The organism is Micromonospora sp. NPDC051296 (genome assembly GCF_040682255.1).
Taxonomy (GTDB): domain Bacteria; phylum Actinomycetota; class Actinomycetes; order Mycobacteriales; family Micromonosporaceae; genus Micromonospora; species Micromonospora craterilacus.
This window is the reverse complement of the sequence record NZ_JBFBAO010000040.1, coordinates 18,759-29,782: the sequence shown is the minus strand read 5'-3', so window position 1 is coordinate 29,782 and position 11,024 is coordinate 18,759. Positions and strand designations below refer to the sequence as shown.

At 70.3% G+C, this 11,024-nt stretch carries 10 protein-coding genes and 1 pseudogene; 6 read left to right on the top strand and 5 right to left on the bottom strand.

Annotation, left to right across the window (positions count from 1 at the left end; genetic code table 11):
* Window positions 1-962, bottom strand: a pseudogene (locus tag AB0M52_RS07205) (heavy metal translocating P-type ATPase); the annotation flags it as partial.
* 226 nt (window positions 963-1,188) lie between these two features.
* On the opposite strand from AB0M52_RS07205, the gene AB0M52_RS07200 reads away from it, so the two are divergent.
* Window positions 1,189-2,385 carry a low temperature requirement protein A gene (locus AB0M52_RS07200; protein WP_363950078.1) on the top strand — a complete coding sequence of 399 codons (1,197 nt, stop codon included), beginning with the start codon at window positions 1,189-1,191 and terminating at the stop codon, window positions 2,383-2,385.
* A 90-nt stretch (window positions 2,386-2,475) separates the two neighbouring features.
* Here AB0M52_RS07200 and AB0M52_RS07195 read toward each other — a convergent pair whose 3' ends face one another.
* Window positions 2,476-3,789, bottom strand: coding sequence for a reverse transcriptase family protein (locus tag AB0M52_RS07195; RefSeq protein WP_363950075.1), 1,314 nt, complete (start codon window positions 3,787-3,789; stop codon window positions 2,476-2,478).
* Window positions 3,790-4,091: 302 nt separating this feature from the next.
* On the opposite strand from AB0M52_RS07195, the gene AB0M52_RS07190 reads away from it, so the two are divergent.
* Together AB0M52_RS07190 and AB0M52_RS07185 are read left to right on the top strand one after the other, a co-directional pair.
* The gene (locus AB0M52_RS07190; protein ID WP_363950073.1) at window positions 4,092-4,673 is read left to right on the top strand and encodes an RNA polymerase sigma factor; all 582 of its coding nucleotides are present in this window, start codon (window positions 4,092-4,094) and stop codon (window positions 4,671-4,673) included.
* Window positions 4,674-4,792: 119 nt separating this feature from the next.
* On the top strand, window positions 4,793-5,503 hold the full coding sequence (locus tag AB0M52_RS07185; protein WP_363950070.1) for a hypothetical protein: 711 nt from the start codon (window positions 4,793-4,795) through the stop codon (window positions 5,501-5,503).
* 281 nt (window positions 5,504-5,784) lie between these two features.
* Here AB0M52_RS07185 and AB0M52_RS07180 read toward each other — a convergent pair whose 3' ends face one another.
* Window positions 5,785-6,342 (bottom strand): SAM-dependent methyltransferase, encoded by a 558-nt coding sequence (locus tag AB0M52_RS07180; RefSeq protein WP_363950067.1) that lies wholly within the window; start codon window positions 6,340-6,342, stop codon window positions 5,785-5,787.
* 7 nt (window positions 6,343-6,349) lie between these two features.
* Complete coding sequence (locus AB0M52_RS07175) at window positions 6,350-6,910, bottom strand: hypothetical protein (protein ID WP_363950064.1); 561 nt, start codon at window positions 6,908-6,910, stop codon at window positions 6,350-6,352.
* Window positions 6,911-6,972: 62 nt separating this feature from the next.
* On the opposite strand from AB0M52_RS07175, the gene AB0M52_RS07170 reads away from it, so the two are divergent.
* Genes AB0M52_RS07170 through AB0M52_RS07160 form a run of 3 tightly spaced genes read left to right on the top strand, consistent with a single transcriptional unit; the run spans window position 6,973 to window position 9,742 of the window.
* Window positions 6,973-7,284, top strand: a complete 312-nt coding sequence (locus AB0M52_RS07170) for a hypothetical protein (RefSeq protein ID WP_363950062.1) — start codon at window positions 6,973-6,975, stop codon at window positions 7,282-7,284.
* A 6-nt stretch (window positions 7,285-7,290) separates the two neighbouring features.
* Window positions 7,291-8,442 (top strand): hypothetical protein, encoded by a 1,152-nt coding sequence (locus tag AB0M52_RS07165; protein ID WP_363950060.1) that lies wholly within the window; start codon window positions 7,291-7,293, stop codon window positions 8,440-8,442.
* On the top strand, window positions 8,435-9,742 hold the full coding sequence (locus AB0M52_RS07160) for a hypothetical protein (protein ID WP_363950057.1): 1,308 nt from the start codon (window positions 8,435-8,437) through the stop codon (window positions 9,740-9,742). Before AB0M52_RS07165 ends, AB0M52_RS07160 begins: the two co-directional genes overlap by 8 nt.
* A gap of 346 nt (window positions 9,743-10,088) precedes the next feature.
* Here AB0M52_RS07160 and AB0M52_RS07155 read toward each other — a convergent pair whose 3' ends face one another.
* Window positions 10,089-10,649, bottom strand: a complete 561-nt coding sequence (locus AB0M52_RS07155) for a hypothetical protein (RefSeq protein WP_363950055.1) — start codon at window positions 10,647-10,649, stop codon at window positions 10,089-10,091.
* Window positions 10,650-11,024 lie beyond the last annotated feature (375 nt).

The window sequence follows — 11,024 nt, the reverse complement described above, 5'->3', positions numbered from 1 at the left end:
GTCACGGTGCGTACCACCGCCTCGTTCAGGTTGCCCAGCGTGGACCACACCACCAGGGTGACCACGGCGGTGACGGTGGCGATGTAGAACAGCCAGGCGGCGAACCGGTCCGCCAGCACCTGCGCCCGGCCGCTGGACTGCTGCGCCTGCGCCACCAGCCGCTGGATGCCGGCCAGCGCGGTGTCGTCGCCCACCGCCTCGATCCGGACCCGGAGCGCCGCGTCGGTGGCCACCGTGCCGGCCACCACCCGATCGCCGGTCGAGCGGGACACCGGCCGCGACTCGCCCGTGATCATGGATTCGTCCAGCTCGGCCTGGCCGTCGACGATCTGCCCGTCCGCCGGGACCCGCCCACCCGGCCGCACCAGGACCAGGTCACCGACGCGCAGGTCGGCCACCGGCACCCGCTCCGGCCCACCGTCCGGGCCGAGCCGTTCGGCATCGTCGGGCAACAACGCGGCCAGCGCCGACAAGGCCCCCCGGGCCTGGCCGATCGCCTTCATCTCCTGCCAGTGCCCGAGCAGCATGATCGTGACCAGCGCGGCCAGTTCCCACCAGAAGTCCAGGTCGAACGCGCCGAACGCGGTGGCCAGCGACGCGACGTAGGCGACGCTGATCGCCATCGCGATCAGCAGCATCATCCCGGGCGCGCGGTCCCGGATCTCGCGTACCGCGCCCTGGAGAAACGGCCAGCCGCCGTAGCCGAACACCACCGTGCCCAGCACCGGACCCACCAGGTCGATCCCGGGGAACTCCAGCCGATAGCCGAACCAGTCCATCACCATGTGGCTGGTGACCACGATCGGCACGGTCAGCGCCAGGCTCAACCAGAACTTGCGGCGGAACGCCTCCGGATCGTGCCCCGCGTGTTTGTCGTGTCCACCGTGCCCGGCGTGCTTGTCCTGGTGCGGGCCGGTGCCGGTGGGCGGGTTGCTGCCGTGGTGATGGGCGTCGTTGGACATCTCATCGCCTCCTCGCCAACACCATATACCCCCTGGGGGTATTGCACACCGGTCCGGCCGGGGTCAGCTGGCTGTACCCGGATAGCCGCCGACCCTGTGAGGTGGCACGGTCAGGGCTGGGACCGGCCGGTTGTGGGCGCGTCGGGCCGGGGATTGGGCTAAGACTGCCTGAGTGGGGTGGCCGCACCCCGCGGACGGGTGGACCATGTTGCCGCGAGATCCGAGCATGCTCCTGCACAAGGGCGAGGCGACGCGACGGGCGTCGTTCCTGGAGCTCTTCTTCGATCTGGTGTTCGTCTTCGCGCTGACCCGGGTGGTGGCCCGAGCGGTGGAGGACCTTACCGGCAGGGCGGCCATCCACCAGCCCGAGGTGGTCTTCGCCGGTGCCACCAAGACCCTGTTCCTGGTGCTCGCCCTCTGGTCGGTCTGGCACGGGAGCGCCTGGACCACCAGCCGTTACGACCCCTATCAACCCATCGTGCAGTCCACCGTGCTGATCGCGCTGGTGGCCAGCATGGTGATGGGGGTGGCCATCCCGCGCGCCTTCAGCGTCAACGCGGTGGCGTTCGTGGCCGGCTATCTGATCGCGCAGCTCAGCAGATCCCTGTTACTCGCGATCGCGCTACGTGGCCATGAACAGCAGCGGCTCGAGCTGCGGATATTCATCACCTACTCGGCGACGGCGGTGCTGTGGGTACTCGGCCTCCTCTTCGCGTGGTCCGGGGCTCGACTTCTCTTCTGGCTGCCGGCGCTGGCCATCGAATATCTGGCCAACCGATTCGGGTGGCCGGTGCCGGGCCTCGGCCGCTCGGCCCCGCACACCTGGTCCATCGCCGGTGAGCATCTGGCCGAGCGCTACCAGCAGTTCTTCCTCGTGGCCCTCGGCGAGGCGGTGCTGGTCACCGGCCTCACCTATGCCACCGGTAATCGAAATCCGGCGCCGACCGTCGCCTTTGCGGTGACCCTCGCCGTGTCCGTCCTGATCTGGCGGATCTACTTCTACCGGGCCGGCCAGATCTTTGCCGAGGCGGTCCGGCAGAGCCGTCGACCGGCCCACATCGGCACGTCCGCCGCCGACTCGCACCTGCTCATCATCACCGGTGTGATCACCACCGCGATCGGCTTCGAGCTGGTGATCGCCCAGCCCACCGGATTCACCCCGTTCGCCTGGCTCGCGGTGATCCTCGGCGGCCCGGCGCTCTACATGGTGGGCCGGTCCCGGTTCGAGTACGAGGTGTTCAACCGGGTCTCCCCGTCTCGAATTGTCGCCATCGGCCTGCTGCTGGCGCTCATCCCCGCGCTGCTCCGGGCGCCGCCGCTGGCCGTCCTGAGCGGCGCTGCGGTCGTCCTGACCGGTGTGGCCCTCGTCGACGCGCGGCGGGCACGGGGCAAGCCACCGGAGCCGCCGGCGCCCCCGATGTGATGGCACCCCTTCGTGGAGGCCGGCTGCCTTACCCCTGGCCGGATTTCGAGCCGGTGCGGCGCGACTGCCGGGCTGTGCCGTGCGGGCAGATCACCGGGCCGCGAGCGCCTCGGCCAGCAACGCGGCCAGCTTGGCGGCGCGGGCCGGATGCTGGTGACCGACCCAGGCGACCCGTCCGGCGAGGTGGTCGGCGAAGGCCGGGTGGCCGGTGCGGTTCTGCGCGTCGAGCCCGGTGCGGGCGGCGTTGTGGAGGATGGCACGGAGCCGGTCGTACTCGTCGCGAGGCACGGTGGGCCGATCGTTGACGACGAGTCCGGCGAGCAGTTGCCGGTCGGCCCGACTGCGGACCCGGGTCTTGTCGGGATGGATCCGGAAGCCCTCATCCCGCACGATCTCCCGGACGGCGGTGATCAGGCTGCTGGTGCTGTGGGCGGTGAGATCGCCGGAGAAGGCGAGGTCGTCCGCGTACCGGGTGTAGGTCGCCGCGTAGGCGTCGGCGAGACCGGCGAGGCGGCGGTCGAGGCGGTACGCACACAGGTTCGCCAGCGCGGGTGAGGTGGGCGCACCCTGGGGCAGGTGCCCGGCGCGCAGCGCCGCGAGTCGGGCCGACCGGTGCGGCACGTCGCTGGGCGCGTGGCGCAGGACGCTGGGCGGGGTGCGGGTGGTGCAGAGTCCGGTGAGAGTGTGCGCGACCGGTTCGGGGTAGCCGGCGGTGCGGAACAGCCCGTACACCCGGGCGGCCGGGACGCTGCTGAAGAAGGCGAGCAGATCGACCCGGACGACCACCGGTTGGCCGGCGTGAGCGGCGGCGAAGGTGTGCGCGGAGCGGCCAGGCACGAAGCCGTGCGCCGCGGGGTGCACCGGGATCGGGCCCAGAACCTCCACGAGGAGCCGTCGTTGCAGGGCACGGAGTCGGGGTTTGGGTGCTTCGATGAGTCGTCCGTGATCGGTCCATCGGCAGCGGTAGTGGTGCAGCCGCTGGTCGTCGGCGCGGCGGTTCATGGCGCGCCGGTCGGCGTACCAGTCGAGGTGTTCGACGCTCAGCCGCAGTAGCGCGGCGAGGGCGCCGACGTCGTCGATGAGCGGGGTGTGCCAGGCGCGGCGGACGGTGCGGGTCGTCACCACGGGCCGGGCGCGGATGACGATCGGCCGCCCTTGCCGGCGGCCGGCGGAGATCGCGCCGCGCAGCGGGTCGAGGGTGGTGAGGAAGGCGGCGAACTCGCGGGGTCGGTCGCGCGGTGGGCGCGGGTAGGCGACCAGGACCGCGTCGGCGACCGGCCACAGCCACCGCCGCCGGGCCCCGAGGACGAGTCCGCCGCGGTGTACCAGATCCGGCCGACGCCAGCTGTCCTCGGCGAGGAACGCGTCGGCCAGCGCGGTGGCGAGAGCGTGGACGGTGGTCACGGCCGTCCAGCGGGTGGGGGCAGCGTGTCCCGACGATGCCCGGCCGTACGGGTGCACAGGCTCGCGGAGCGTGCCGACGCACCTGTGGTGTGGTGCCTGGGTGATAGTTGCGTCCCCGGGGTTGCCCCGGAGAGACCGTGACCGCGCCCCGCCTGGGGGAGCGGCCTGGTCAGCTCGGGACACGCTGCCATTCGTGCAGCCTAGTGAACCCAGGCGAATGTCGGTGGCCGCCTGTTCCGCTGTTGCCGGTCGCTCTAAGCCTTGAGCTGCAACAGGAACGTCCTCGGCGGCCATAGTGTGGTGTGACGCATCAGGCACGGCCGTCGGACGAGGAGCTCTGGTCGTCGATCACCGCTGGTGACCAGACGGCATTCGGACGGCTCTTCGACCGGTACTCCCGCGCGGTCTACAACCATGCGTTCCGACTGACCGGGTCGTGGTCGACGGCCGAGGATGTCACGCAGGCGACCTTTCTGGTCGCCTGGCGCCGGCGTGGCGATGCCCGCCTGGTGGAGGGTTCGGCGCTGCCCTGGTTGCTGGTGGTGGCGACCAACGCGGTGCGCTCGGAGTGGCGGTCGGCCCGCCGGTGGCTGGCGTTGCTGCGCCGGCTGCCGCCCGAACGGCACAACGACGGTGATCTTGCCGAAGAGGTGGCCGCCCGGCTGGACGACGAGCGGCGAATGGCCCAGATCCTGGCGGTCGTGCGCCGACTCTCGCCAGCCGAGCGAGAGGCGGTGGCGTTGTGTCTGTGGTCGGGCGTCTCGTACCCGGACGCGGCGGTGGTGCTGGGGATCAGCGAGGTGGCGGTGCGATCCCGGGTCAGCCGGGCCCGCAGCCGCCTGGCCCGCCTGATGCCCGAAGAGATCAAGGAGGAGACTCGGTGAACAAGATCCTTGACCCACCCGCGGAGCGGAACCTGCCGACGGCAACAGCGGGCACGATGCGAGCGCATCTCCTCCGCGCGACAGGCCGTCGTCCAGCCCGGCCACGTCTGAGGGTCGCGATGGCCGCGCTGGTCGTGCTGGTCGCGGCGTCCGGCGTGGCGGCGGCCGTGTGGAACCGGCCGGCCGGCCAGGACGTCCAGGTGCTGGCGATGGGACCCGGCGAGCTGTCACCCACGCTGCGCGCGGCGGCCGAGCAATGTCTCAGGTGGTACGCCCACGACGAGGCGGCCGGGCGGGCCGAGGGCGAGCTCTCCCTGGCCGATCTCGCGGTAGCGACGGAACGCGGTGACCGCGCACTCGTGCTGTTCATGAACGACGTTGGCTACGCCACGTGTGACCTGCGGTCAGCCGGGCCGAGCCGGGAACCGTCCGGCGGGGTCGCAACCGACCCATGGCCGCACGGTAGCTGGCTGCCCGGTCCCGTGCAGAGACTCCTGCTGACGTCTACCGAGGCCGGCGGCGGGGAGGTCAGCGTCAGCGGCCGAGTCAGCGGACGTGTCGCCCGACTGGTGCTCGACCACGGTGATGGCCGTACCACGGTCGCGCGCCTCTCCGGCGGGGCGTTCGGCCTGATGACCACCGGTGCTCGCCTCAAGATCGACGACGGACCCGAACTGGTCAGCTACGACGACCGGGGCGTGGAAATCGACCGGCGTCCGCTGTTTCAAGCCGAGGACCAACTCGCCCACTGCTACACCACACCGACCGGGAAGCCGGTCTACGGCAAGCCGGCGGCCGACTGCCTACCCGCTGAGGTGTGGCAGCGGTAACCGCCGTCAACGAACGTGCCAGGTGGCATCGTCGCGGGCCACCCCCTGCCACAAGGCACCGACTGGCAGGGCGCGGAGTCTGTCGCCCATGTTCGATACGCGGGGGCCTTGATGTTCGATCTGCGGCCGTCGACCGTGAAGGTCGAACTCGTTCGGCGCGGTGGCCGACAGGGTCGACGTCGAGATCCGATTACTGAGGGTGACTTGGTGATCGAGTCGCCGTGCGCGTCACGGCATGTCCGGTTGCCGTCGGCAGGGGCGGACATCTGATTGGCGAGGCACTACTGCTCGCAGCGCCGACGCGCGAGATGGACGATGATGTCGGCGGCAATCTCGACCCTCTCAGGCACGGCCTGCAGGATGCGGCTGTATACCTGTTCTTGTTCAGAGGTAGGCAATTCGAGATAGGCCGAGATGGTCGAGAGAAGGCCAACGTAGTCGCGGGAACTCATCGTTGAGCGCCGTTCGATCACGGACTGCTGAACATCCGTGAACCACTCAGATCGTTGGAGCTCCGTACCCGGCCACTGCATGTCATGTCCCCGAGGCGTCCCATCGGCGGACGGAACCTCGTCGCTCTCCAAGAACGGTGCCCGGGCCGCGCGAACAGCGTCCTCCACAGCCGGGTCAGCCAGCTGGACCGGCCCACCGAACGAAGCAAACACGCCACCCGGCTCCAAGAGCGCGGTCACGCGTGACCACCGACCCTCCGGGTTCGTCCAATGCAGCGCCGCCGCCGCAAAAATCAGCCCGTGGCGCTCGCCTGGTCGCAGGTCCTCGAACGCGGCTTGCACGGTCTTGGCACCTGCTGGCACGTGCTTCCGCAGCTCGGCGAGCATGGTCCCGTCAGGCTCGGTCGCGGTGACCGTGGGCGCCACGGCCTGACTGGGAGATCTCCAACGCGGCCGGCACCGAGCTGGCCCTCGCCGCCTTCACGTAGGCGAGGGCGTCGAGCATCGCCGTCGGCCCGTCGAAATCGGCCACGACAAAGTGGCAGGTGTTGCCGGGCATCAGCGGATACAGGCCCATGAACACGTCGCCGACCAGGTGCGCCGCGACGACCTCCATCGTCCGGGGCAGGTCGGTGGCACCCCGCCGGTCCATACCTTTACGCCAACCACCGGCGACCGCGGCCATCCACCCGGCGGCGCCGGTACGGACGTTTTCCCACCGCACGGCGTACACGTCGACCCGGGCCCGGAACCGGTCAGCGAACAACGCCAGCTTGTCCCGGGTCGGTGAAGCCATGGTGACCAGCCCCGGCGGCTCAACCGGCGCGGACAACTGCTCCGGCGCCGCAGTCGTGTCCTGGCCGCGCAGCTCCAGCAGACGCGCCAGCCGGGTGTTCTCCGCCCGTAACCGCTCCACCTCCCGCCGAAGATCGACGAACTCGTCCACCGAACCCACGCCGACCATCCTCGCGCATCGGGCGCCGAACACCCCTGACACCGGTCCGATATCCTCCGCCGATGGCATCGAAGGGAAACGCCGCGCTGGAGGCGATGATCGAGGAAGCCACCATCGACGCATACGGCGACGACGAACAGCTCACCGGCCTCTTCACCATGATCGACGAGCGCCTGGCGGTGCCGTTCACCACCACCGTCCTCGGCGTCGAGGTCACCGTGCGGAAGATCGACCTGACCGCGGACACCATCGTCGCGGTCTGCGCCCGAGGCCACCACCGGCAGAAGATTGATCTACTCGACCTACCGCTCCCCACCCCGCCACCGGACGGCACCGCGTGGATCGACGCCTACCGGCACTGGGCCGGAAGGTAGGCCACGGTGAGCGAGTACCAATACTACGAATTCACCGCCGTCGACCGGCCCCTCACCAGCCGGGAGCAGGCCGAACTGCGGTCGCTGTCCACCCGGGCCGACATCACCGCCACCAGCTTCGTCAACACCTATCAGTGGGGCGCCTTCAAGGGCGACCCGCGCAAGCTGATGGAACGATACTTCGACGCGCACCTGTACCTGGCGAACTGGGGCACCCGCCAGCTCATGCTGCGGCTACCGAAACACGTGCTCGACTCCGCCACGATCGCCCGCTACTGCCAGGGCGACAGCGCGTCTGCCAGGACCGCCGGCAAGCACGTCATCATCGACCTCCATGACGAGGACGAAGACGGCAGCTACGAGTGGGACGTCGACGGTCACGGCCTGCTTCCCTCCATCATCCCGGTCCGCGCCGGCCTCGCCGCCGGTGACCTACGCCTGCTGTACCTGGGCTGGCTCCGCTGCGTACAGTCGGAGGACATCGTCGACGACGAGCCCGAACCGCCCGTCCCAGCCGGACTGGGCAGCCTCGACGCGCCTCTCACCGCCGTCGCCGAGTTCCTGCGCATCGACCCCGACCTGATCGCGGCTGCGGCGGCGAGGTCGGTGCCGGCCGCCTCCGGCGAACCGACCCCTACGCAACTGCGCACCTGGGTCGTCGGGCTGCCCGTCCGGGACAAGGACGCCATTCTGGCCAACCTGATCACCGGCGGCGACAGCCACCTACGCAGCCAATTGCTGCGCCGGTACCGCGACGCACACCGTACCGATACCCCCACCCCGGCAGCCGCCCGCACCGCCGAGGAACTGCTCGCCACCGCCGCGGACCTGCGCGCCGAACGGGAACGACGGGACGCCGAGCAGCGCGAACGCGACCGGATACGCCGGGAACGGTCCGCCGCCGCAGCCCGGCAGCGGCACCTCGACGCCCTCGCGGTCGACCAACCCGCCGCATGGCAGCGGGTGGACGTCTTGATTGCCACAAAGAAGCCGCGTGAGTACGACACCGCAGTTCAACTCCTCGTCGACCTGCGGGATCTCGGGGTATGCGACGGGGACGTCACATCGTTCCGAGACCGGCTGGCCGAGCTACGGGCGGTGCACGCCCGCAAGCCCAGCCTGCTCGAACGCCTCGACCTGGCAGGTCTGGATGCCTGAACAGATCCGGGCGACTGCCGCGTCCGCCCAGACCAACCTGCACGCCGTGCTGCACCTCGTGGCCACCGGTCGGCTCCGGTGTAGCCAGACGACCCGGCGGCCCGCGGCCACCACCGTCGCCGCCACCGCCGACGTACTCGAGGGCGGCGACTTCTACCCCGACGAGCCGATCGCGGCGTTCGCGTGGCCGCTGATCCTCCAGGCCGGCGGGCTGGCCGAACTCGCCGGCACCCGGCTGCAGCTCACCGACCGGGGACGCGCCGCCCTGGCCAAGCCGGCCGCCGCGACGGTCCGACGGCTCTGGCGATCCTGGGTCACCACCACCGTCCTCGACGAGTTCAACCGAATCGACGAGATCAAAGGCCAGCGCGCCGCGAACGTCCTCACCTCAGCCAAGAACCGCCGCAAGGCCGTCGCCACCGCCCTCGCCGCCTGCCCGCAGGACGAGTGGATCACCATCGACGACCTGTTCTCCACCATGCGCCGCAAAAGGGAAACCTCTCCGACCGTCGCCCGCAGCGAACGCGGACTGTGGAAGCTGTACCTCGTCGACCCCCAGTACGGCAGCCTCGGCTACAGCGGATTCGCGGACTGGCCGATCCTCGAAGGCCGCTACACCCTCGCCGTACTGTTCGAGTACGCGGCGACGCTCGGCCTCATCGACATCGAGTACACCGACCCCGCCGGTGCCCGCACCGACTACCACGACAACTGGGGCGCCGACGACCTCGACTACCTCAGCCGCTACGACGGCCTCCTCGCCATCCGCCTCAACCGACTCGGCGCCCACGCCCTCGGCCTAGCCGACGACTACCAGCCGGTGGACAACGCTGCGGTGCCGGAGCGGACCCTCAAGGTCCTCTCCACCCTGGACATCGTCGCCGTCGGCGACCCCACCGCCGCTGACCGGCTCATCCTCGACGCCCACGCGGAACGCACCAGCGACCGGGTCTGGACGATCCGCGCCGACACGCTCCTCACTGCGATCGAAACCGGCCGACAGCTCGGCCCATTCGTCACCTTCCTCGCTGACCGAACAACGCCCAACCTGCCGGAAGCCTTGACCGTCCTGGTCAACGACGTGACCACCCGAGCCACGAGGATCCGCGACCTCGGCCTCGTCCGCCTCATCGAATGCGCCGACGCCCCACTCGCGACCCTCATCGCCCGCGACCCGAAACTCCGCCGCCTGTGCACCCTCGTCGGCGACCGGCACCTCGCCGTGGCTGCCGAACACGAACCGCAGTTCCGCCGCATGCTGCGGACCCTCGGACACACGGTCACCGCCACGACCGGATGAGCCCGCACAGTGCAGCAGGACACCGCCGCATCGCCAACGCGCCCCGCACGAAACTGTGGCGGTGGCAAATCTTGTACGTGTGCGGCGGCTCGGTGGCCACCAAGGTCAGCAGCTGCTCAGAATCACCCGCCGGGGGGACCAGCTCACCCGTCCGACGGCGGCGAGCGATGGCCGTGCTCGCGTCTCCCGGTGGGAACACGGTGCCGGCGATCGCCCCGCCTGGTCCAAGTACTGCTACGCGGGTCCGGACGGGAAGCGGATCTACGGCAATCCGACCAGCGGCTGCCGGCCCGCCGAGAAGTGGCGAGGGTAGCCGCCGTCGGAGGCTGACCGCGGCGTCGGGTCGTCACTCGCGGGTCAGCCCCGGTGGCAGGGCGTCCTCGCCGGGTCGGACCTGGCGGGCGTTGGCCACCGGGTCGTGTTCGAGGGTGTGGATCAGTGGTGCCGGGCCGCCGACGCAGGTCCAGGTGTCGTCCCAGAGCGCGGAGACCAGCCATGACCGGTCGGCGGGGAAGAACAGATCGGGTAGCGCTCCGTGCGCGTGACGTATGTGACCACCAGTGCGCCAGGTCAGGGCCTGCTCGGGGCCGGCCTCGACCAGTACGTACGGCCAGTTCCAGTAGAGCGACACCCTCGGAGCGCGGGGGAAGACGACGTCGTGGGCGCCGGTGTCGAGGTAGGCCAGCCACCACGGCTGGTCGGAGGTGTGCGTGATGAGGTCCTCGACCAGGGCGTGCTCGTAGGCGGCGGCGCTGACGTCGTCGGCCTGGTACGTGGTGGCGTAGGCGTCGAAGATCGGCGGGATGGCGGTGGTGATTGACACACCGGCAGTGGTGTGACCAGCGATCCAACCCACGTCGGCGGCGGTGCCGATGCGCCAACTCCGCCCGTCCTTGCTGACCTGCACACCGCCATTCAAGCCGCTGCAGCGACGTCTGGCGTGGGAATCAGGCCGGTCGCGGAACGGCGGTCCCGCGCCCCCGTTATGGGCAGTCACGCCGTACGCCTTCCCCGCGCTCGATGGAGCGCTGATGCTCCCCGGTTCTCGCACATGGCGTCCGGGGCGTCTGCCAGCGACGGCGGCAGGCTGGGGCTGCCGTGCCCGCAGGGCCGGGGTGGGGATGGCTGTGTGTGTTCCGCCGTGCCTGTGGCTGAGCTTCGAGGTGCCACTCATTCCCGCCTCGCGGGCGGGTTGGTTAAACGGGCGCGGCCCTGCTGGCCGTAGACCCTGAAGCCCGGAGGCGGTGGGTATGGCTGCGTGTGTTTCGCCGAGATCGCCTGG

What these genes read in the sequence shown, in the direction of transcription:
- AB0M52_RS07200 (WP_363950078.1), top strand. Translation starts at nt 1,189, where the DNA reads ATGCTCCTGCACAAGGGCGAGGCGACGCGACGGGCGTCGTTCCTGGAG.
- AB0M52_RS07185 (WP_363950070.1), top strand. Translation starts at nt 4,793, where the DNA reads ATGGCCGCGCTGGTCGTGCTGGTCGCGGCGTCCGGCGTGGCGGCGGCC.
- AB0M52_RS07180 (WP_363950067.1), bottom strand. Translation starts at nt 6,342, where the DNA reads ATGCTCGCCGAGCTGCGGAAGCACGTGCCAGCAGGTGCCAAGACCGTG.
- AB0M52_RS07170 (WP_363950062.1), top strand. Translation starts at nt 6,973, where the DNA reads ATGGCATCGAAGGGAAACGCCGCGCTGGAGGCGATGATCGAGGAAGCC.
- AB0M52_RS07160 (WP_363950057.1), top strand. Translation starts at nt 8,435, where the DNA reads ATGCCTGAACAGATCCGGGCGACTGCCGCGTCCGCCCAGACCAACCTG.